14 protein-coding genes and 2 pseudogenes are annotated in these 21,938 nt (G+C 62.1%); 12 read left to right on the top strand and 4 right to left on the bottom strand.

From position 1 onward, the window contains the following. The first annotated feature begins 7 nt into the window (after window positions 1-7). From LPA45_RS19215 to LPA45_RS19195, 5 genes and pseudogenes are all read left to right on the top strand, one after another. A complete protein-coding gene (locus LPA45_RS19215; RefSeq protein ID WP_116322743.1) occupies window positions 8-706 on the top strand; it encodes a DsbA family oxidoreductase in 699 nt (232 codons plus the stop codon). Between the two features lie 124 nt (window positions 707-830). After that, window positions 831-1,808, top strand: a complete 978-nt coding sequence (locus tag LPA45_RS19210; protein ID WP_317920576.1) for a tripartite tricarboxylate transporter substrate binding protein — start codon at window positions 831-833, stop codon at window positions 1,806-1,808. Window positions 1,809-2,289: 481 nt separating this feature from the next. Then, a pseudogene (locus LPA45_RS19205) lies at window positions 2,290-2,868 on the top strand (contractile injection system protein, VgrG/Pvc8 family); the annotation flags it as partial. A gap of 212 nt (window positions 2,869-3,080) precedes the next feature. Further along, window positions 3,081-5,510, top strand: a complete 2,430-nt coding sequence (locus LPA45_RS19200) for a hypothetical protein (RefSeq protein WP_317920575.1) — start codon at window positions 3,081-3,083, stop codon at window positions 5,508-5,510. Further along, entirely contained in the window at window positions 5,507-6,250 is a 744-nt protein-coding gene (locus LPA45_RS19195; RefSeq protein ID WP_317920574.1) for a hypothetical protein, read from the top strand. The genes LPA45_RS19200 and LPA45_RS19195 overlap by 4 nt, the downstream gene beginning before the upstream one ends. A 105-nt stretch (window positions 6,251-6,355) precedes the next feature. Here LPA45_RS19195 and LPA45_RS19190 read toward each other — a convergent pair whose 3' ends face one another. The 3 genes from LPA45_RS19190 to LPA45_RS19180 are packed head-to-tail and all read right to left on the bottom strand — an operon-like array spanning window position 6,356 to window position 9,866. Then, window positions 6,356-8,002, bottom strand: a complete 1,647-nt coding sequence (locus LPA45_RS19190) for a fatty acid--CoA ligase (protein ID WP_116322917.1) — start codon at window positions 8,000-8,002, stop codon at window positions 6,356-6,358. Between the two features lie 22 nt (window positions 8,003-8,024). Continuing rightward, window positions 8,025-8,873 (bottom strand): TauD/TfdA family dioxygenase, encoded by an 849-nt coding sequence (locus LPA45_RS19185; protein WP_317920572.1) that lies wholly within the window; start codon window positions 8,871-8,873, stop codon window positions 8,025-8,027. A gap of 12 nt (window positions 8,874-8,885) precedes the next feature. Beyond that, complete coding sequence (locus LPA45_RS19180) at window positions 8,886-9,866, bottom strand: quinone oxidoreductase (RefSeq protein WP_116322919.1); 981 nt, start codon at window positions 9,864-9,866, stop codon at window positions 8,886-8,888. 191 nt (window positions 9,867-10,057) lie between these two features. Here LPA45_RS19180 and LPA45_RS19175 point away from each other — a divergent pair, with 191 nt between their 5' ends. After that, window positions 10,058-11,086, top strand: a complete 1,029-nt coding sequence (locus tag LPA45_RS19175; RefSeq protein ID WP_317920571.1) for an AraC family transcriptional regulator — start codon at window positions 10,058-10,060, stop codon at window positions 11,084-11,086. Between the two features lie 54 nt (window positions 11,087-11,140). Beyond that, window positions 11,141-12,166 (top strand): AraC family transcriptional regulator, encoded by a 1,026-nt coding sequence (locus LPA45_RS19170; protein WP_317920570.1) that lies wholly within the window; start codon window positions 11,141-11,143, stop codon window positions 12,164-12,166. A gap of 23 nt (window positions 12,167-12,189) precedes the next feature. Here LPA45_RS19170 and LPA45_RS19165 read toward each other — a convergent pair. Beyond that, window positions 12,190-12,288, bottom strand: a pseudogene (locus LPA45_RS19165) (VOC family protein); the annotation flags it as partial. A 121-nt stretch (window positions 12,289-12,409) separates the two neighbouring features. Between LPA45_RS19165 and LPA45_RS19160 the strand changes: the two are divergent. From LPA45_RS19160 to LPA45_RS19140, 5 genes are read left to right on the top strand one after another with little or no spacing between them, the layout of a single operon-like run. Then, the gene (locus LPA45_RS19160; RefSeq protein WP_317920569.1) at window positions 12,410-13,264 is read left to right on the top strand and encodes an ESPR-type extended signal peptide-containing protein; all 855 of its coding nucleotides are present in this window, start codon (window positions 12,410-12,412) and stop codon (window positions 13,262-13,264) included. After that, window positions 13,170-14,705, top strand: a complete 1,536-nt coding sequence (locus tag LPA45_RS19155) for a filamentous hemagglutinin N-terminal domain-containing protein (RefSeq protein WP_317920568.1) — start codon at window positions 13,170-13,172, stop codon at window positions 14,703-14,705. The genes LPA45_RS19160 and LPA45_RS19155 overlap by 95 nt, the downstream gene beginning before the upstream one ends. 17 nt (window positions 14,706-14,722) lie before the next feature. Continuing rightward, window positions 14,723-20,077 (top strand): hemagglutinin repeat-containing protein, encoded by a 5,355-nt coding sequence (locus LPA45_RS19150; protein ID WP_317920627.1) that lies wholly within the window; start codon window positions 14,723-14,725, stop codon window positions 20,075-20,077. Next, window positions 20,040-21,224 (top strand): hypothetical protein, encoded by a 1,185-nt coding sequence (locus LPA45_RS19145; RefSeq protein ID WP_317920566.1) that lies wholly within the window; start codon window positions 20,040-20,042, stop codon window positions 21,222-21,224. Before LPA45_RS19150 ends, LPA45_RS19145 begins: the two co-directional genes overlap by 38 nt. Beyond that, window positions 21,221-21,475 carry a hypothetical protein gene (locus LPA45_RS19140; protein WP_147316297.1) on the top strand — a complete coding sequence of 85 codons (255 nt, stop codon included), beginning with the start codon at window positions 21,221-21,223 and terminating at the stop codon, window positions 21,473-21,475. Before LPA45_RS19145 ends, LPA45_RS19140 begins: the two co-directional genes overlap by 4 nt. The last annotated feature ends 463 nt before the right edge of the window (window positions 21,476-21,938 follow it).

Genomic DNA, 21,938 nt, shown 5'->3' with positions numbered 1-21,938 from the left:
TGTTGCCATGAACCACCCATCCACGCTTACGGTCGATGCCTACTTCGACCTGATCTGCCCCTGGTGCATGATCGGCAAGAAGCACCTGGAAACCGCCATCGAATGGCTGGGCCAGGAGCACCCGAACGTTGCCGTCCAGGTTGCATGGCGGTCTTACCCACTGCTTCCAGTCACGCCACCGGAAGGCACGCCTTACCGCGAGTTCTACCTGGCACGGCTGGGAGGCCCCGATGCCCTGGCCGCGCGCCAGGCGCAAGTCTGCGCCGCGGCACTCGACGCTGGCATCGCGCTGGCGCTGGACCGCATCGAAACCTTTCCCAGCACGCTGCTGGCCCACCGCCTGGTACGCCACGCCGTGCAGCAAGCCGGCCCCGCTGCCGCTTCGCCGCTGCTGGACGAACTGTTCACGCGCTACTTCATCCGTGGCGAGAACATCGGCGATCCGCTGGTCCTGCGGCGCGCGGCGGCAAGCTGCGGCATCGCATTGCCTGACGACGGCGCCAACGCCGGCCGCCGGGACCTGGACTGGCTGCCACCACTGCACGACACGGAAGACCGGCCGCTGCGCGCCGGCTCCGGCGTGCCCTATCTCGTTTTCAACGGCACGCACAGCGTGTCGGGCGCACGACCGCCCGCCGTGCTGCTCGAAGCCATGAAGCGGGCCCTTGCGCGCGCAAAACAGCGCGCCACGCTGGCCGCCGGCTGAATCTGCCTGCGCCGGCACACCGGCGCACGCGCCCCCGATCTCTTCAAACCTGACCCCATGACCGTCCCGGCAAGAAGGCTGGCATGGGCCAGTTCCATCTCATATCTTTAAATTGGAGACAACCATGTCAACCCGCCCCACCCTGTTCCGTCCCCGCCACGCCGCGGTTGCCGCCATGCTGGCACTGGCAATGCCCGCCGCCATGGCCTGGACCAGCAAGCCCGTGCGCATGCTGGTGCCGGCGCCTGCCGGCGGCACCATGGACGTGATCGCACGCCTGCTGGCCGACCAGCTTTCGGCCGACCTCGGCACGCCCGTGGTGGTCGACAACAAGCCGGGCGCCGGCGGCGGCATCGCGATCAGCGCCATGCTGGCCGCGCCGCCCGACGGCCAGACCATCATGGTGACCGCGACCAACGTGCTGACGGAAGTGCCGCACGTGCTGAAGACCCCCTACAACACCATGAAGGACATCCGCCCGCTGGCCGCGGTGGCGCGGTCGCGGCTGCTGCTGGTGGGCGCTCCCACGCTGCCCGCCAAGGACTTCAACGGCCTGGTGAGCTACGCGCGTGCCAACCCCGGCAAGCTCAGCTTCGCTTCCTACAGCGCCGGCACGGCGTCGCATTATGCAGGCGTGATCGTGAACCAGAAGACCGGCATGGACCTGCAGCACGTGCCGTTCGCCGGTTCGGCGCCTGCGCTGGCCCAGGTGATGGGCGGACAGATCGCGGTGATGTACGACGGCATGGTAACGTCGCTGCCGATGATCAAGGCGGGCAAGCTGCAGCCTTATGCCGTGGCGTCGAAGAGCCGCTCGCCGCTGCTGCCGCAGGTACCGACCTTCGCGGAACTGGGCTATCCGGATGTCGAGTTCAGCAACTGGGTTGGCGTAATCGCCTCCGCGCGCGTGCCGGTCGAGCTGGCGCAGAAGATCCAGACCGCAACCTACAAAGCCGCGGCAACGCCGAAGGTGCAGGAGCGGATGCAGGCGCTGAGCTATGAACCGATGCCGGCGCAGTCGTTGCAGCAGCTTGGACAGTCGCTGCACGATGAGTTCGAGCGCAATGGCGCGATTGTGAAGGCGTTCAATATTCAGCCTTGAGCGGGCACTTCTTTTCCGACGGTTTGCTGCCTTCGTCGTCGGGCCCGCCACCCTCACGTGATAAAGAGCGGCGGGTTTTCTTACCCAAGGAGCCTGCCTGCCGTTTTCCAAAGACCGGCCACGTCGGCCATCTCTCCCATCTCTCCCATCCCCTCCCGCCTGAGCCCTGATCACCATCGACAACTCGTTCGCCACCGACGCCCGGTACGACGCGGGCGCGCTGGGGCACCTGCCAATGAAAATCATTCTGGCGAATTCAGATTATCTTAATACTGATTTCAGCGTGATCGGATGATTTCCAGGAGGCGTCCGATATTCCGCTGCGCCCCTTCCGTACCGTTCGACATCTATTGATGCGTCTCAAATGCGGGCGCAGCGATGCTCCGCACAATTGCCAATCCCTGGCTGCCTGCGGCAGCGAATGTCCAACCTGGCACGAAGTACCAAGCGTAACGGTATGGCGAAAGCGGAGTGAACAAGAATGGCGGAAGGATTTGACGAACTCAAGGCTCCCGGCGCCCGCGCACTCAACGAGCTGACCACCGGGCGGCAGGCTTACTTCCTCGAAGTACCCGGCACGGCCAGCGCCGCCGCGCTGTCGGTGGTGTCCTTCGAAGCGGTGGAACGGATGGGCGCCCCCTATGTCGTCACCATCCAGCTCACGCACCCGCTGGCACTCTCCCGTGCCGACTACCTGGGCCGCGAAGCGACCTTCCTGATCGCTCCCGCCAACGGCGGCGAGCCACGCAAGTTCGCGGGGTGCATCACCCACTTCCGCCAGACCCGCCAGACCCGCGATTTCGGTGGCTACGAGAGCGTGGTCGGGCCGCTGGTCGCGCGACTGCCGCTCACGCGCGCCAGCCGAATCTACCAGCAGCAGACCGCTCCGCAAATCATCGAGGCGATCCTGCGCCGGCACGACCTCAAGGGCCACCGGTTCATCTTCAAGACACGCCACAAATGCCCGCGCCACGCCTTCCGCATGCGGTATCAGATGCCGGATTGGGACAATATCCGGCTGTTGATGGCGCAGGAGGGCCTGTACTGCTGGCCTTCCCCGACGGCAACCACGCTGCCAAGAAGGCCGTGACAGGCAGCAGGGTGCCTACCTGCATTCGACGGCCACAGCGCCACCTTCCATTGCTCCGGCGCCTTCAAGGTGAAAGCCGCGTCCTTTACGTTCGAAGGTCCGGACGGGATGGACTTTGCCTTGCCGACCCTGCCGAATAGCCAATTGCAGCTCAGCAACCTGTATCCATCATCCCACTGATCATGATCATCAGCCCCCCCTTCCTGCCGGCCAACGGCATGGAATCCAGCGATCCGGCCAGGATTGACCCGATGATGGATGTCGTGGACAAGCTCGAATTGCCCCATCACGGCGTCTACCCAATCGCGTTTGACCGCCGCTGGCATTGCGGTGCGCATCTGCAGCCAAGCCTCCAGAATGAGGCGGTCCGAGCCATCGCGGATGGTGAAGTCGTTGCCTATCGCGTCAGCCAGAAAGCCATTGGAGATGGGCAAAAGAAGAACGACGGCAGCGATGCACTGAACTCGAACACCGGCTTTGTACTGCTCAAGCACACCACAGAGACAGGGGATGGCAGAACCATTACCTTTTATTCGTTGTACATGCACCTGCTGGATCTCGAAAGCACGCGCACGAACATCAAGCCGTTGCCGGCTAACCCACCGGCGGTCGGATCATCCACGGTGCTTCCGAAATGGCTTTGCTATCCGAGCGATGGCGTGAAGGTGCCGCAAAACCTGAAGGTCTACCGCAAGGACATGCTCGGATATCCCGGAGCCTGCCACGGGCAATCGCACCTTCACTTCGAGATCTTCATGACCGAAGTCGACTTCGGGGCATGGTTCGAACAGGCTGGCCACACGGTGCAGCTTGGAAATGCGGCTCCCACTACCCCAGCGTCAAAAGACTACTGGGGGCATAGCTACTTCGTCATCACAGGCCCTCAAGCGTTCGTCAGTACTCCGAATGCGGTCGGAGCAGCCGCCGAGTACTTTCCAGCGCTGCAGGCGGGCACACTGGACGCCGGCAACAAGCTGTATGTCGAAGCCTATTTTCACAAGGGCCAACGCTACACACGTTCCTGGCTGGAAAAGGTCGACACCATTACGCTGCTGACGCCTGCTCCAGAACGGGACGCCTATGCAGACTACGAGTACAAGATGTACGCGCGCGCCACCGCGCTCTATCCGTCATGCCCGAGCGACGGCTACGAGATGCTCCGGTTCGGGCGGATTTTAAGCAAAGATCTGACTCCGCCTGCTGCCCCGCCAAAGACGTGGGTGGCGGTGACCTTCGATGCGGGCAAGCAGGGCTATGTTGATATCAGCCAGAGCACAATCCAGAAACTCTCCGATGCGAATTTCCCGTTCTTTACGGGCTGGCAGAAGATCGACGAAGGCAATGCGCTGTTCAGCCAGGACGGACTCTGCGATCAAGACGCACTGCGCAACATTGTCAAGGTAGTCGAGGACCTGGAAACACCAACCGAGCGTTTGCGCCCTGAATGGGGGCAGGAAGACAAGCTGGCCGCTTACATCCAAACTCACGCCGAGGTAAGGGAAAAACTCAAGGGTTTCATTTGCCACGCCCCGAGCGAATGGGATGCAAGCGGCAACGAGGAGCGCTACGAGCGGTTGAATGACCCGAATGGGTTCTTCGGAAAGCGTAAGGAAACCGATCCAAATGGCTACAACAATTTCCTCAAATTCCAGAAGCAACTTCAGTTTCTTGACAAGACACCGCTGGACAGTGGGCAGAAATTCTGGTTCTTCCACCCCCTGGCGTTTGTGCGCCATTTCAGGAAATGTGGGTGGCTGGCTAGAAATGAACTTCTGCAACTTCTTCCTGCCTTTACATTCGATAAAAACGGGGCGAACTGGCTGTGGTCGAATATATCATTGAATGGAGCCGCATCGCTTCTTTCCAATGATTGTAGTGATGCCATTTCTCGCCGGCTCGAACTAAATGCAGCACTCCGAAAATACGGAATAACCCCTCTAGTTCGCATGGCTTGTTTCTTTGGAAATGCAACCCAAGAAACGCAGTGGTTTCAAAAATATCATGAGGGGTCGCCATACTGGTATAGGCCGTGGGATGGGCGAGGATTCCTCCAACTCACTCACGCAGCCAATTACATCAAATACTGGACATTTCGCGGGCTTACCACCAATGAACAGAGTAAGCTTATTTTGCAGCAGCATACCACCCAGGCGAATAATAATCGTCCCGTTATTAACGGCAAGAGGACGATGTTCGACCCAGCAAATTCGTTGAGCGACACATCGACACATATTTCTGCCGAAATTATAAATCGAAGAAATGACACAAAGAATGCATTCGAGGCTGCAGATAGCGCGGGCTCCTACTGGGCCTGGTCGAATGCGGCTTCTGGAGCCGATGAATATTATTCCACACCAAACGGAACTTTGAAGGTTCTCAACACCAATAGTGGCCCAAGGCATTATTATGAGAACAGAGCTTTTGGGAAAGTTGCCGGCACCGTCAATACCGGATCCCCCTCAAGCAGTTATTCAGCCATATGGGGCATCCAGGCTAGATTTCTGGCTTTTGGGAACGCACAAGTTGTATTGCTAGATGCACCGGCATTCAACCAGATAGACGGAAGTTTTAGCCAGATTCCAGTAGATTACGTTCGCCGGGAGATTCCGTGAAAAACGCAAACATGGCAGCAAAAGCCATTGGGATGACATTCATCCTGTCAAGCAATTTAACATTCGCTGAAATAGCGCCAGTACCAAAAACCTCCGTGGGAAACGATATTGGAAGCTCACAGTTCGCTGATGGGCCCGGAAATATCGCTGTTACCCTAGGGGATTGCAAATTTTCGATTAATCTTGCCAAAGACGACCACATTCGATTCAATGATCCTGATATGATTATTTATCGATCAGCGACGCGATTTTCTGATAATAGAATGCCATATCTTTCGCAGACCGAAATGGCGGCCGGCTATGATTGGTCGTTCAAAAAGAAAGGGAGACTTGATGACAGATGGATTGGAATAATGTGCGAAAGCACATCCAACTTTTCATGGGGTATTAAAAATATCGAAAATGTCACTCCGGAATTGACGCAAATAATAGCCACAAATTCATACAGGTGTCCAGCCAAATTTACCAACAATGCCTGGAATCCAATTTCAATGGGTAAAGGCGTGAAGTTTCGCGCGCTTGATGGGAAAGGATGGTCGGGAGTCGTAGTTGCATATCTCCATCGCAATAATCAAACCAAGCTTGAGCGAATAAATATTTGCATCGTTCAAGGCAGCAATGTATTGATTGGGGCGTCGGAAAATTTTAATGGAACTCTGCGTATTCCCGTTTCGTTTTTTGATGAAATCGCTGAACTCATGTCGTCCATAGAGTTTGATCACAGCGACAAAGAGAGATGAAATCCAACTCACAATCATCACTTGTCGAGGCGCGTTCATATAGGAGCCAAAAAAAAGGCGCCAGTCCCCGCCTGAGGACTGGCGCCAAGCTCCTTACCTTCTCTCTCAGGCTGCGTCTTCCCGCAGCTGCTTCTTGTTGATTTTGCCTACGCTGGTCTTCGGGATCGCATCGACGAACGTGATGCGGTCGGCCTCGGGCACCGCGTACTTGCTGATGCGCTGCGACGCGACATGTCCCAGCAGATGCCCGCGAACCTGCTCCGCATCCACCTCCACGCCCGCCTTGCGCACCACGAAAGCCATCGGCCGCTCACCCCACCGTGCATCCGGAACGCCGATCACCGCGCATTCCAGCACGCCGGGCACTTCGGTGATTAGGTTCTCCACCTCGATCGACGACACCCACTCGCCGCCGGTCTTGATCACGTCCTTGATGCGGTCGACGATCTGCACAAAGCCATCCTGGCCCATCACCGCGACGTCCTGCGTATGCAGGTAGCCGCCTGCCCACAGGTCTTCCGATGCCGCCGGCTTGCCGAAGTACGCCTTGGTCAGGAACGGCGCACGCAGCACGATCTCGCCCCGGCTCTTGCCGTCACGCGGCAGGTCCTGCATGTCTTCGCTGACGACGCGGTAGTCCACCAGCGTCACCGGACGGCCGGTGGAGCAGCGCATGCGGACTTCTTCCGCACGGTCCTTCGGCTTGCGGCCGGGCGGCAGCTGCGCCAGCGACACGATCGGGCCGGTCTCCGACATGCCGTAGCCGGCAAAAATGTCGATGCCGCGGTCCAGGGCCGCCTCGCACAGCGCCGGCGGCAGCGCCGAGCCTCCGATGATGATCTTCCAGCCGGACAGGTCCGGCTTGCCGTTGGCGGACGCCTGCAACAGCATCTGCAGGATGGTCGGCACGCAGTGCGAGAAGGTGACCTTCTCGGTCTCGCGCAGCTTCAGCAGCTGGTCGGGCACATAGCGGCCCGGCAGCACCGTGCGCAGCCCCAGCATCACGGCGATGTAGGGGATGCCCCACGCCAGCACGTGGAACATCGGCGTGATCGGCATGTAGACATCTTCGCGATGCATGCGCTGCCCTTCGCGCGGCGAGCACAGGCTCGTCGCCGACGCCAGCGTGTGCAGCACGATCTCGCGGTGGCTGTAGCAGACACCTTTCGGGTCACCGGTGGTGCCGGTCGTATAGAAGGTGGCCGCCTTGGTGTTCTCGTCGAAGTCCGCGAACTCGAAGTCCGGCGACGCCTGCGCCAGCAGCGCCTCGTACTCGCCGGCGAACGGCACGCTGGTCTTCGGCACGTCCTGGCCATCGGCCAGCAGCACGAAGCGCGGGTTGCCGGTCAGCTGCGGGCGGATCTGCTCGATCACCGGCAGGAAGTCCGGGTGCACCAGCACGATCGCGGCGCCGGCATCGTTGAGGGTATAGAGGATCTGCTGGGGCGACAGCCGCACATTGACGGTGAACAGCGTGGCCCCCATCATCGGCACGCCGAAGTAGCATTCCAGGTAGCGGTGGCTGTCCCAGTCCATCACGGCAACGGTGCTGCCATGGCGGACGTCCAGCGCAGCCAGCGCCGAGGCCAGCTTGCCGATGCGGTGGCGGAAATCGCGGAACGTATAGCGCATCTCGCCGCGGTAGCTGATCTCCTGGTCGCCATAGAGGCTCAGGGCGTTGGTCAGCAGCTGCTTGACCAGCAGCGGATAGGCGTAGGCCGACTTGGCCGGTGTAATCAGGTTGTCTTGCATGCTCTTTTGCTCTAAGCCTTGTTCAGTACGGGCGCGTGCCGATGATGCCGGCGCGTTCCATCTTGCGGTGGCAAGGCGGGTAATCCATCACCGCATAGTGCTGCGTGGCGGTGTTGTCCCAGATCGCCATGCTGTCCGGCGCCCAGCGCCAGCGCACCTGGTATTCGGGGATGTAGGCCTGGCTTACCAGGTAGCGCAGCAGGTCCCCAGCGCCCGGATTGGCGTCCTGGCCGAATCGCACGCGTGCGGCGGTGTGGTAGTTGGTGAAGTGCGTGGTGAAGGCGTTGACGTAAAGCACCTTCTCGCCGGTGTCGGGGTGCGTGCGCACGACCGGATGCTCGGCATCGGGATACTGCGCCTTCAGCGCCAGGCGCTTTTCGATCGGCATGGCGGCGCCAAAGCTGGCTTCGATACTGTGGCGTGCGCGCAGTTCGGCGATCTCCGACTTGATGTGGTCGGGCAGCCGTTCGTACGCCAGCGCCATGTTCGCCCACATGGTGTCGCCACCGACCGGCGGGCATTCCAGGCAGCGCAGCACTGCGCCGAACTGCGGCGCCTCGCGCCACGTGGTGTCGGAGTGCCAGGCGTTCTCGTAGCGGTCATTGGGCTGGTCGGGCGTCTTGTAGATGCGCACCAGGCCCGGGTGTTCCGGGTCGCTGCCGGCCACCGGGTGGTCTTCCAGTTCGCCGAAGCGGCTGGCGAAGGCAACGTGATCGGCCCGGCTGAGCTTCTGGTCGCGCAGGAACAGCACGCGGTGCTGCAGCAGCAACGCGCGGATCTCGGCGAACAGGCTGTCGTCGCGTACGGCATCAGCCAGGTTGACGCCGCTCAGTTCGGCGCCCAGCGCGCAGGTGAGTTGTTGGACTCGCATGGCTTTGGCTCCTTAAATGACAAAGATCGACGAACCGGTGGTCTTGCGCGACTCCAGGTCGAGGTGCGCCTGCACCGCGTCTTCGAGCGCGTAGCGCTGGTTGATCTCGATCCGGATGCGGCCGGAGCCGACGTGATCGAACAGTTCCCCGGCCAGCTGAGCCTTCTCGGCAGGATCGAAGATGTAGTCGGCCAGCGCCGGGCGGGTCAGGAACAGCGAGCCCTTCATCGCCAGCAGCACCGGGTCGAACGGCGGGATCGGTCCCGAGGCCGTGCCTACGCAGACCATGGTGCCGCGGCGCCGCAGCGAATCCAGCGACGACGCGAAGGTGCTCTTGCCGACGCTGTCGAACACCACCGAGACGCCGACGCCGTCGGTCAGTTCGCGCACGCGCTTGGCCACGTCTTCATGGCTGTAATTGATGACGTGGTCGCAGCCATGGGCGCGCGCCACTTCGCCCTTGGCCTCGCTCGACACCGTGCCGATCACGGTCAGGCCCAGCAGCTTGGCCCATTGCGAAACGATCAGGCCCACGCCGCCAGCGGCCGCGTGCAGCAGGATGGACTCGCCCGGCTGGAACGCATGGATGCGGCGCATCAGGTAGGCCGAGGTCAGGCCGCGCATGGTCATGGCCGCCGCGGTCTCGAAGCCGATGGTGTCGGGCAGGCGGATCAGCGGCGCGGCCGGCACCAGGCGCTCGGTGCTATAGGCACCCAGCGTGTTGATGAAGCCGGTATACGTGACGCGATCGCCCACGGCAACGTTGGTCACGCCCGGGCCGATGGCCAGCACCACGCCCGCGGCTTCCACGCCCATGCCGGACGGCAGCGGCACCGGATAGGTGCCATTGCGGAAGTAGGTATCGGCGTAGTTCAGGCCCACCGCCACGTGGCGGATGTGCACCTGCCCCGCGCCGGGCTCTCCCACCGGTGCGTCTTCGTAACGCAATACCTCGGGGCCGCCAGTCTCATACATACGGACGATCTTTGCCATGCACTTGTCTCCTTGAAACGTTGCGGCACCGATGTGTGCCGCGCATGCATGCAATGTAGGACGCCGCGGCCCGGCCAGCTTTGCAATAGACTCCAGCGGCTTTGCATTTCATGCCAACCCCGCCTATCATGCCGCTGCAAAGACAATGCGGCGGCCTTCCGACGGCCCGCCGCCATAAGTGGGAGACAACCTTGGACACGTTGGTACGGGCGGCGGTACTGACCAATTTCTTTGAAGTGGCCGGCGCGCTTGGCCTCAATACGCAGCCCTTGCTGCGCACCGCCAGGCTCAGCCAGGCGCTGCTGGCGGAGCCGGACCAGCGCATCCCGGTGGGCGCCTGCGCCACGCTGCTGGAAGCCGCCGCCAAGGCCGCGGACTGCCCGACCTTCGGGCTGCGCATGGCGGAATCGCGGCAGTTGTCGGACTTTGGCGTGATGAGCCTGCTGATCAGCCAGCAGCCCACGTTGCGCGCCGCGCTCGCCACCATCATCCGCTACCGGCACCTGGTCAACGAATCGGTGTCGATCCTGCTGGAAGAAGCCGGCGGCGCGGTCATCATCCGCCAGGAAATCGTGCTGGACCAGCCTTCGCGCCAGGGCACCGAGCTGGCGCTGGGGGTGTTGTTCCGCCTGTGCCGGGCCTTGCTCGGCTCGCACTGGCGCCCGCTGAGCATCAATTTCACGCATCCGGCGCCGGACGACCTCCGGGTCCACCGGCGCCTGTTCGGCTGCCCGATCGAGTTCGACAGCGAATTCAACGGCATCGTGTGCCGGGCGGCCGACCTCGACGCGGCCAACCCGACCGGCGATCCGGCCATGGCGCGCTATGCCCAGCGCTTTGTCGACACGCTGCCGCGCATCAACGCGCCGAGCATCGGGCGCGACGTTCGCAATGCCGTCTACCTGATGCTGCCGATGGGCCGCGCCACCTGCGAAGGCGTGGCGCAGGGACTGGGACTGAGCCTGCGTACCATGCAACGCCAGCTCGACGAAGCCGGCGAAACCTTTACCGACATCCTCAATGAAGTGCGGCGCGATCTGGCGCTGCGCTATGTGGAGAATCCGCAATACGCCCTGCTGCGGGTGGCGGAGCTGCTGGGCTACAGCTCGGCCAGCACGTTCACGCGCTGGTTCTCGATCCAGTTCGGCGAACCGCCGCTGACATGGCGCCGGCGCCACGCCACCGCAAGCGCGCCCGGCGCCGAGGGCACGCAACGATGAGCGCCGCCCGTCCGGACGCCATCCGCTTGCATTTCGCGACTATCGGATAACGCGATGTCTTACTACCTCCGCAGCGCCAGCCTCACCCACTACGTCGAAGTCGCCCGCGCCGTCGGCCTCGATCCGCACCAGCAAATGCGCGCGGCCAAGATCAGCCGCGACGTGCTGCTCGATCCCGATATCCGCATTCCCGCCGCGCTGGTGGGACGCCTGCTGGATGCTTCGGCACGCGCCGCACGGGTGGATGACTTCGGCCTGCGCATGGCGGAGCTGCGCCAGTTCTCGAACCTGGGGCCACTGGCCTTCGTGGTGCGCGAGCAGCCCACGCTGCGCCGCGCGCTGGAATCCATGGTGCGATACATGGGCCTGCAGAACGAAGCGCTGGCCATGCGCATAGAGGAAGGCGAAGGCCTGGTCCTCATCCGGCTCCATGTCCTGAGCGAGGAGCCCGGCGTGCTGCGCCAGGCCACCGACCTCGCCGTAGGCGTAATGTTCCGCATGCTGAGCCTCTTCCTGGGGGCGTCATGGCGCCCGCGCAGCATTTGCTTCACCCACCCCGCCCCCGCCAGCGGGGCGACCTGTATGCGCGTGTTCGGCATCGAGCCGCTGTTCAACCAGGACTTCGACGGCATCGTCTGCTCCGCCGCCGACCTGGAGGCCCCGCTGCCGTCCTACGATCCGGTGATGGCAGGCCAGGTCAAGCGCTACCTCGGCGGCCTGCTGGCGCAGGCCAATGCCACCGCGCCGGACAAGGTGCGCAAGCTGGTCTATGTGCTGCTGCCCACCGGCATGTGCTCGGTGGACCGGGTGGCGCAGCACCTGGGGGTGGACCGACGCACCATCCACCGCCGCCTGGCGCGGGAAGAAACCAGCTATTCCGAAATCCTGAACCAGGTGCGCGCGGGGCTGGTGGTCGGCTATATCGAGAACCCCGACAGGCCGTTGTCCGAGGTGGCAACGCTGCTGGGATTTACTTCATTGAGCACGTTCTCGCGCTGGTTCAGCGGGGAGTTTGGCTGCAGCGTGTCAAAGTGGCGGACCCAGCAGGTGCAGCAGGTGCCGCAGGCGCAGCACGTGTAGGCGCGGGGGCGCCAGCAGCCGGATCAGGCTCCCCGCCGCGCCGCCTCGATCTTGGCGATGTCGATTTTCCGCATCGTCATCATCGCTTCGAAGGCGCGCTTGGCCGCCGCGGGATCGGAGTTCCCTGTGACGCCGGTTCGCCAACCCTGCCGTCAGGCCCGCCACCCTCGTTTGGCGGCGAACCGGGCTCCCCACTTGCAACTCAGCCTCGAACGCTGCTAGGTCGAGATCGCTTTCTGGCGCGTGCTCGACGTCATCGCGGGTTTCGAGAAACCATCAACTGAGCCTGTCGCGCGCATCCAACGCAAAGTCAACGAGTGTGACATTTCGGCTACACCTATTCCTTCCGCAAGCCGCAGACCCGACAGTAATTGGATAAAGAAAAAGAACTCGAATTCAAGGTTACATAATTTTGTATTCAGTAATTTTTATTCCGAAAATCCCTCTCGTTTTCGGAATCGTCCGATTTTATTCCAGACCTCGATTCGCTATTTTCGGCCCAGCTTAGGCGCAGTGCGGCGTTACCCAAGCCCATGGCGGGCTTGCTCGTTTCTCCCCGACACGTACCCAATGAACAACAAAATTCATCGCCTGGTTTTCAGCGCCGCACGCGGCATGCTGGTGGCAGTACAGGAAAGTGCGGTGGGACGCGGCAAGGGCCGCCATGGTAGCGCGGCACGTCAGGGTGACGGCATGACGTTCGCGCCGGTATTGTGGCTGACGGTGCTGGCGGCATCGATGATGGGCATTCCCGTGGTACTGGAGCAGTCCGCACACGCGCAAACGCTGCCCATCCAGGTGGACAAGAGCGCGCCGGGTGCACGCCCGGTGGTGGGCGTGGCCGCGAATGGCGTCCCGGTTGTGAATATCGCACCGCCCAACCACAATGGCCGTACCAGTGTGAACAACTTCACGCAGTACCACGTCGGACCGTCTGGCCTCGTGCTGAACAACTCCGGCCAGAACTCGCAGACTCAAATTGCAGGGCTGGGTACAAGGGAACATGCAGCTGGGCAACAACAGCGCCAGCGTGATCGTCAACCAGGTCACCGCGCCCAACCCATCCCAATTGCTCGGGATGCAAGAAGTGGCGGGTAGCCGCGCGACAGTAATCCTGGCCAATCCTGCGGGCATCAACTGCTCGGGCTGCGGCGTGATCAATGCGGATCGCTTCACGCTCAGCACGGGCCGACCGGTATTCGGTGCCGATGGCAATCTGGCCGGCTTCGACGTACGCGCGGGGCACATTGCCATCGATGGACAGGGTCTGTCCAGCCCGCAAGCGCAGGTGGATTTGTTGGCGCGCTCAATCTCGATCAATGCCGAACTCTGGACCAAACATCTCAATGCCGTGACCGGTGCCAACCAGGTCGATTACCAGAGCCTGAATGCCACCGCCCAGGTGGGCAGCGGTGCCGCACCCCAATTCGCGCTCGATGCCTCCGCAGTGGGCTCAATGTTCGCGAATGGCGCAATCCGCCTGATCGGCACCGAAAAGGGCCTCGGCTTCAACCTGGGCGGCGTAGTTGGCGCGCGCGGTGGCGATATCACGGTGGACAACAACGGCGATGTCCGCGTGCTGGCAAGCGGACGGGTGCAGGCCGAAGGCGGCGCCACGATGACCGGTGCAAACATCAGCAATGCGGGCACCGTCACAACGCGCAGCAGCATCACGGCCACCACGCCGGGCCAGTTGACCAACAGCGGCACCCTGGCGGCGGGCATCGACCTGCTGGGCATGGCCGACCGGATCGCGAACACGGGCACCATCGGCGCGGGGGTGGACGCCAACACCAATGTCACCGGTGCGGGCACGGCGAACCTGGCCGCACGCACCGCCATCCAGTCCAGCGGCAAAATCGTCACCGGGGCGGATACCAACCTTTCGGCGCCGACGTTGGACCTGTCCAACGGCACAACCGTCGCGCACATCACCGCCAACCTGTCGGCTTCTGGCGACATTGTGAGCCGTAACGCCCGCGTCGAGGGCGCGGCGCTCCAGGTCGTCGCAGGTGGCAACGTGGACAACCAGGGCGGCGCACTGGTGGCGGGTGCCTATGGTGGGCAAGTCAATGGCGCCAGCATTCTGAATCAGAACGGCGCCATCACCAGCACCGGCGCGCTGGGTGTGTCCGGCACGCAGGCGGTGGACAACACCGGCGGCACCGTTGCAGGTAACGGCACCACCACCCTTTCCGCTCCCAGCCTCGTCAACCGCAGCGGCACCATCGGCTCGGTAAATGACAAGCTACTTGTTACCGGCGCGCTCGACAACACCTCGGGCAAGGCGCTGGCCGCCACCGACCTGACTGTAGCGGGCGGCAAGATCATCAATGACCATGGGCTGATTTCTGCAGCCAGAACTTGCGCCTGGATACCGCCGGGCAAGAACTGGTCAACACCTCGGGCGGCATTGCTGGCAGCAACGTCCATACCGATTCAGCTCTCTTCGATAACCACGCGGGCATCGTGCAGTCCACCGGCCTCCTGGTGGTCGACACGCACGGGCAACTGTACGACAACAGCCAGGGCGGGCTGACCGTGGCCACCGGCGCCATGAGCCTCCATACCGGCGCCTTCAACAACCAGGACGGTACCGTCTCGGGGCAGCAGGCCGTCACCGTGACGGGCACCGCGCTGAATAACACGAGCGGCAAGATCGTGTCCGGCAGTTCGCTGGCCGTGAAAGGCGATAGCCTCGCCAACCAGGATGGCTATCTCGCCACGAATGGCGACGCGAAGATCCAGCTAACCGGCGCCTTCGACAACACCGCAGGCTTTACCCACGCTGGCGGCCTGCTCGACGTGCAGGCGAGCACGGTGGTGAACCGCAGCACGCTCGGCGGCACAGACGCGTCTCCCAAGGGCATGGAAGGCGGCACTGTCCAGATTGCCGCTAGCACCATCGACAACATCGACGGCGCGCTGCGGGCTGACACGGCCATGACCGTTGGCGCGACGAAGCTGGATAACAGCCGTGGCGAAGTGACCTCGGGCGGCACGGCGCAACTCCAGGTTGGCGCCACCACCAACACCGATGGCCTGCTGTCCGCCAACAGCCTGCTTGGCATCGAGGGCAGCAGTCTTACCAGCGATGGCACGCTGCAGTCGAATGCGGGTGACGTCACTGTCAAGCTTCAAACCGATTTCCATAACACCAAGACCTTGGCCGCTGCGCAAGACCTCCAGGTCTTGATCGAGGATGGTAACGGCAACGCCATCGGCGACATCACCAATGATGGCAAGATGGTGGCTGGACGGGACGGCAGCTTCCACGGGAAAAATGTGAACAACAGCGGTGAACTGTTCGGAGCCCGCGCCAATACCGTCCGTGCCGACGCGGCGGTTACCAACAGCGGCCTGATCGACGGTGGCGCGGTGCGCGTGCAGGCCGGCATAACGGTCACCAATACCGACCGCATCTTCGGCGACTCTGTCGCCATCGGCGCGGGCGTGCAAATCCTGAACGACCGGAACGCCGCCACCGGTAAGGGGGGCGTGATCGCCTCGCGCACAGGCGATGTGGACCTTGGCGCGCCGGACATCGTCAACCGGGAGCACGCCCTTATCCTCTCCTCGCGGGACCTGAGGGTGGGTGGTGCGCTGGATGCCGAGGGCAAGGCCACGGGACAGGCCAACTCGCTGACCAACGCCTCGGCTGTTATCGATGTGGCGCGCGACGCCAACATTAATGCGGCCAGCATCCGCAATAAGAACAGCCATTTCGAAACGCAGGTGAAGGACACTGGCGTCCAAACGTCGCTGGTCTATCGTCTCAAGGGCTCCCTGGAGGATATCGACGCCACGACGGCGCTCATCTTCGATTGGAGCGGTAAGGACGATTACTTCCATCCTGGCACGGATGTAGGCTGGCTGTACCGAGACGGCAACCAGAAAGGTGTCGCACGCGTACTACTGCTGCCCTCGGAGCAGTATCCATTTGCTGAGTTCGGCCCGCCGTTCGCCTGGTCACGCGGCCTTGATGGCAAGGCGGGACCTGTCATGCCTTGGCAAAGCGCCTGGCTAGGCTTCTCTAACCCGGACTTCTACGGCGGACTGCCAGAAGACCATTGGTCGCCGGTGGGATTGGCCTATACATCGGGCTACGTGACGGATGCCAACAACGATCCGGTGACGGAGCAATACCACTACCCGTTCGACCACCCGATCTGGGATAAGCTGAAGGTCGCGCGGCCCGACAGCGCGCCACCGCCCTATGCCGCACCCTGCGAGGTCAACGCCCCGCCAGCGTGTCTTGCGGCGCGCCAGCAGTACGTGGACTGGCAGACGGTCAACAACGACCGGTATAAGGTGCTGAACGACAAGATCATCGCCTTCAACCAGGACTTCCACGCGCGCACCGTCGACGAATTCTACTCCGTCGATAAGCAGACGCAGATGCGCGAGGAAGTCGTTCTGCATACCGATCCCGCCCGAATTCTGGTCGGCGGCAATGCCGCGCTCAATGGGGCCGTGGTCAATGACAAGAGCGAGATCGCCATTGGCGGCACGCTGACCGTGCCTGCACCGGTGCGCAACGAAGGCTATACCGGCACGCGGTACGAGACAGAAACCGGCACGCAGGCGTGGCACTACATCAACCATGGCGTCAATGCCCCGGACCGGCGCAGCGATAGTTCCACCTTGCCGCCGCTCAATCTGACGCTCCCGCTGGTACTGGCAACCGGCACCACGCAGGAGCACTTGCAGACTGTCCCGGGCAGCGGCGCCGCCCTCGACCCGAGGGCAGGTCTCGCCCCGATTGCCACGGCGCCAACCTTGACGCAGGTGTCGCTCAACCCAGGGGGCAGCACCGCCGGGGGCCGTCTGGGCGGCGAGGTGATCCGCACCGTCACGCCCTCGCTGGCGATGCCCAACAATGCGCTCTTCGTCACGCGCACCGATCCCGGCGCGCGCTACCTGATCGAGACCGACCCGCGCTTCACTAACCAGCGCCAGTGGCTATCAAGCGACTTCATGCTGACGCAACTCGGCCAGGACCCGACCCGGGTCCTCAAGCGCCTCGGCGATGGCTACTACGAGGCGCGACTGGTGGCCGACGCCGTGATGCTCGCCACCGGCCAGCGCTTCATGGGCGACTACACCGACAACGAGTCGCAGTACAAGGCGCTGATGCAGTCTGGCGTGGAGTTCGCCAAACAGTTCTCCCTGAACGTCGGCACGGCTCTGACCGCCGAACAGATGCGGGCGCTGACCACCGACATCGTCTGGCTGGTCGAGAAGACCGTCACGCTGCCGGACGACTCCACCCAGCAGGTGCTGGTGCCGCAGGTGTATCTGAAGGTACGCGAGGGGGACCTCAAGGGCGACGGCACGCTGATCACGGCGCGCAACATGGCGATCCAGACCGGCGGGGATGTGAAGAACAGCGGCACGATCGCGGCACGGGACGTGATGCTGATCGACGCGGGTAATATCCGCAACGAGCGCGGCACGCTGTCCACCGGCGCCATGGGCCTGAATGCAAAGCAGGATATCGACAACCTGGCGGGCAAGATCAGCGCAGGCAACCTGGCGGCGACGGCAGGCCGGGACATCAACCTGACCACCACCACGGCATCGGCCAGCAACAAGGTCGGCGAATCGACTGCCAGCCGCACCGTCATCAGTGGGGTCGCCAGCGTGGACGTGGACAATGCCATCCTCGCGGCGGGCCGCGACGTCAATAGCCAGGCGGCCAGCATCACGGCAACCGGCAGCCTCGGCATGGGCGCGGGGCGGGACATCAACCTGGACACCGTGAAGGTGGCCGACAGCTTCGATGCCGTCGTGGACGCTAAGAACCGCACCAGTGTGGCGCGCAGCGCGGAGATCGGCTCCCAGATCACAGGCCACGACGTGGCGCTCGTTGCCGGCCAGGATATCAATGCCAAGGCTGCGTACGTGAACGCCGATGGCGCGCTCGCCGTCAGCGCAGCGCGTGACATCAACGTGAAGGCCGGCGAGGCCAGCGCCACCATCCGCGACGAGCAGTCGAAGCAAAGCGGCGGCGTCCTGTCGAAGAAGTCCACCCATACCATCGATGCGGCGAGCCGCAGCGAGGCCCTGGGCAGCACCTTCTCGGGCAATACGGTTGACATGGCGGCGGGACGTGACCTGACCACCTCAGGCAGCACCATTGCGGCCACGCACGATGTGAACCTCGACGCGGGGCGCAACATTACCGTCGGCACCGCCGAAACCACGTCGTCGGCATACAGCTTCAAGGAGGAGAAGAAGACCGGTTTCGGCGCCACCGGTTCCGGCCTGTCCTACGGCAAGCGCGAGCAGAAGGACACCGTCAACGACAATGGCACGCAGCAGGTGGGCAGTCTGGTCGGCTCCACGGATGGCAGCGTGCACATGAATGCGGGCAGTACACTCAAGGTCACGGGCAGCGACCTGATCGCCGCGAAGGACATCACTGGCGTGGGCGCTGACGTGACCATCGAGGCCGCACAGAACCGCCAGCACCACGACGAGACGCACGAGGTGAAGCAAAGCGGCTTGACGCTGGGCGTGTCGGGCGGTGCCATCGGCGCGGCGATCAACGCGGGCAACAAGGTCAGTTCGGCCAGCCAGAGCCAGGACGGACGAGCGTCTGCGCTGTGGAGTATGGCCGCCGGACGGGATGCATACGACGCCGCCAAATCGCTCGCCAAGGACGGACTTACCGGCGGCGCCGCGCTTACGCTGTCTTTCGGCACCAGCCAGAGCAAGCAGACGCTCACAGAGGACAGCCTCAGCCATAACGGATCCAACGTGTCGGCAGGCGGAACCACTGCCTTCATTGCCACCGGCGTCGATGCCAATGGCAACAAGACGGCAGGCAACCTGAACATCATCGGCTCGAACATCGACGCCAACAAGGTTGCGCTCGGTGCCAAGAACGACATCAACATCGTGGCGGCCACGGACACGAACGAGAGCCACAGCACCAACAAGTCGAGCAGCGCCAGCGTGGGTGTCTCCTACGGCACTGGTCCAAACAACGCAGGCTTCGGCGTATCGGCCTCGGCCTCCAAGTCCACGGGTAACTCGGACAGCCAGGGCACAACCCAGGCGAACAGCCATGTGACCGGCAAGGAGTCCGTCACCTTCGTCTCCGGCAATGACACCAACATCCTGGGCGCCACGGCCACCGGCGGCAAGGTGATGGGCGATGTGGGCGGCAACCTGAATATCGCGAGCCGGCAGGACACCGAGGAGATGCGCGCCAAGCAGGAAAGCATGGGCGGCGGCTTCAGCATCAGCCAGGGCGGAGGCTCGGCGAGCTTCTCGGCGAGCAAGGGCAAGGCCAGCGGCAGCTATGCGAACGTGAGCGAACAGTCGGGCATCCAAGCGGGCGAAGGTGGCTTCGATATCCGCGTGGAAGGCAATACGGACCTCAAGGGGGCAGTGATCGCCAGTACTGCAGGCAAGGACAAGAACCACCTCGACACCGGCACGCTCAGCTTCAGCGACATCCAGAATCATTCCGACTACAGCGCAACCTCGTTCGGCGTGGCGGGAGGCATTACCGCTGGCCCACAGAACAGCGAGAAGAACAGCGGTCAGACCGCCGGCAGAAACACCGGCGGCATCAGTCCGATGATTCCGCAGCACGAGAGCGGCAGCCAGGACGGCGTGGCGCACAGTGCTATTGCGGACGGCACCATCACGATCCGCGATGAGGCCAGTCAGAAGCAGGACCTGGCGGACCTCAAGCGGGACACCACTGGCGCCAACACCACGGTGGGCAAGAACCCCGACCTGAAGCACGTGCTCGACAAGCAGTCGGACATAATGGCGGCGGCGCAGGCAGCGGGCGAGGCGGTTGCCAAGACCGTAGGGGATATCGCGCAATCGAAGCTCGATGATGCCAACAAACGATATGCCGCAGCAGAAAAAGGCAAACAAGCTGAATCCTAGCGCCGAGAACCAGACTGCAATGGACGCGGCGCAAGCCGACATTGACGGTTGGAAGGACGGAGGCAGCTACCGAGCAGCGCTACACATCGCCGGTGGTGCACTGATTGCCGGTCTTGGTGGCGGCAATGCGCTGGCAGGAGCCGCTGGAGCTGGAGCCGCATCGCTTGCTGGTGGGAAGCTTGGCGAGCTGAGCGGCGCGGTGGCTGGCGGTGCCGATACCGGCAACGCGGCACTGAACGAGACTCTCGGCAATATTGCCGCCAACATCGTAGCGGGGAACATCGGCGCAGTAGTGGGCGGCGGGTCTGGTGCGGCTACGGCAGCGAATGTAGACCGCTACAATCGTCAGTTGCATCCCGATGAAAAGCAACTTGCGAGAAAGATGGCTGCAAACAGCGGCGGCAAGTACACCGCCGAGCAGATCGAAGCGCAAATGCGTCTGTCGGATCGAGTGGATATGAACGGGAAGGTACTGGAATACGGCACGCCCGACCAAATCGATGCAGCCAAGACCAAGCCGAGCGACACAGGTGTGGAATGGACATCGATCGCAGGTACGACTCAGGCCAAGGAAGTTCAAGCGAAACCGGACGCTGAAGCTATTGCATACATCCAGGCCCAGCAGACAACCATGCAAGGTGACGTCCCATATACCAGCCGGCTTGACTTTGGCAACGCACAGAAGACCAGCTACGCACCGGGAGTCTTAACGACTGCGAAGTGTGGCGCCGGCCAAGCGGACTGCGCTGCCGGTCTTCCTGCAGGCTACAGCGCTGAGGAAATTGCGAATCGAAGGACAGCGGTCGCTGACGCAGCGAGCTACTTGGGAACTCAGGCTGGGCGCGTAGGTGCCGCAGCGACAGCTGCGGGAACTGTACCCGGGCCTCACGTCGTCGCAGCTGACGCACTCGCGGCAGTGGCCACCGCCGCAAACCTTGCGATAACTGCTATTCAGCAGGTTGCGAAACCTAATCCCGGAGGACTGGCAGCGGACACTATCTCGGCTGGATTGGGGGAGGCGGCAAATGCTATACCTGGCTATGGAAAGGCGCTGGCGCCGGTTGTAAATGAATTTATCGAACTCGGCAAGAATTCAGCAGCTTCTTCTGCAGCACAGGATAAATTGAACAAGGCCCTTCAGAAATGAAATATCTCTTAAAAGACGGAAACCTAAGTGGCTTCGCGATTATTGTCCTGCTGGTGGTAGGTTTGTTGCTGGTATATGCCTGTGTCTCCTGGATTGAAAGCTATCTTGGTCGACTTGCCAGCTTCTCAGTGGGCCTTGTGTGTGTCGCATCTGCGGGATATGCGGGAAGGGCCAAAGCACTAGGATTGCGCCCGTTCGGAGAATCGCCGTGGCGCAAAGCGAAAAGAACTTATGAAGAAAAGGATAAATAGCAAGCCACTTTCATAAGTTCCGTTTCCTGGCCCTCCAACCGTAGCAATACATGCCGATCACCAATCCGTGATGGTGTCTTAGCAATACGATCAAACAAGTCAAGGAAAAGAAACAATGAGCTTGGAAATTGGTACGGCAATACTAACGGCATTATCGCTAATCTTAACCTGGTTAATTTTTGGAAAATCCTTAGATGGGACCGGGAAGGGTCGATTTTTATACTGGCTTAAGTCCACAGCAATCACCAGCGGTGTCTTGTTGGCTTGGCTGTTGTATAAGGAGCCTTCTCTTGGATATTGGATGGCAATAGCTATTGCCGTACTGATTTCCGCAGTCGTGAATCTTGTTCGCTCTCAATGGGTGTTCTTGATTCCATAAAAACGCCTAATCGCTATAGCAAGAAGGAACGCCACCAAGTGAACATTGATTCGAAATATCGCAATCAATAAAGCCGTCGCAGAC

The sequence above is a fragment of the Cupriavidus sp. Agwp_2 genome (assembly GCF_040784895.1).
GTDB lineage: Bacteria > Pseudomonadota > Gammaproteobacteria > Burkholderiales > Burkholderiaceae > Cupriavidus.
Note: the sequence above shows the minus strand (reverse complement) of the source record. Positions and strands in the feature narration are given on the sequence as shown.

What these genes read in the sequence shown, in the direction of transcription:
- LPA45_RS19215 (WP_116322743.1), top strand. Translation starts at nt 8, where the DNA reads ATGAACCACCCATCCACGCTTACGGTCGATGCCTACTTCGACCTGATC.
- LPA45_RS19210 (WP_317920576.1), top strand. Translation starts at nt 831, where the DNA reads ATGTCAACCCGCCCCACCCTGTTCCGTCCCCGCCACGCCGCGGTTGCC.
- LPA45_RS19200 (WP_317920575.1), top strand. Translation starts at nt 3,081, where the DNA reads ATGATCATCAGCCCCCCCTTCCTGCCGGCCAACGGCATGGAATCCAGC.
- LPA45_RS19190 (WP_116322917.1), bottom strand. Translation starts at nt 8,002, where the DNA reads ATGCAAGACAACCTGATTACACCGGCCAAGTCGGCCTACGCCTATCCG.
- LPA45_RS19185 (WP_317920572.1), bottom strand. Translation starts at nt 8,873, where the DNA reads ATGCGAGTCCAACAACTCACCTGCGCGCTGGGCGCCGAACTGAGCGGC.
- LPA45_RS19180 (WP_116322919.1), bottom strand. Translation starts at nt 9,866, where the DNA reads ATGGCAAAGATCGTCCGTATGTATGAGACTGGCGGCCCCGAGGTATTG.
- LPA45_RS19170 (WP_317920570.1), top strand. Translation starts at nt 11,141, where the DNA reads ATGTCTTACTACCTCCGCAGCGCCAGCCTCACCCACTACGTCGAAGTC.
- LPA45_RS19155 (WP_317920568.1), top strand. Translation starts at nt 13,170, where the DNA reads ATGCAGCTGGGCAACAACAGCGCCAGCGTGATCGTCAACCAGGTCACC.
- LPA45_RS19150 (WP_317920627.1), top strand. Translation starts at nt 14,723, where the DNA reads ATGAGCCTCCATACCGGCGCCTTCAACAACCAGGACGGTACCGTCTCG.
- LPA45_RS19145 (WP_317920566.1), top strand. Translation starts at nt 20,040, where the DNA reads ATGCCGCAGCAGAAAAAGGCAAACAAGCTGAATCCTAGCGCCGAGAAC.
- LPA45_RS19140 (WP_147316297.1), top strand. Translation starts at nt 21,221, where the DNA reads ATGAAATATCTCTTAAAAGACGGAAACCTAAGTGGCTTCGCGATTATT.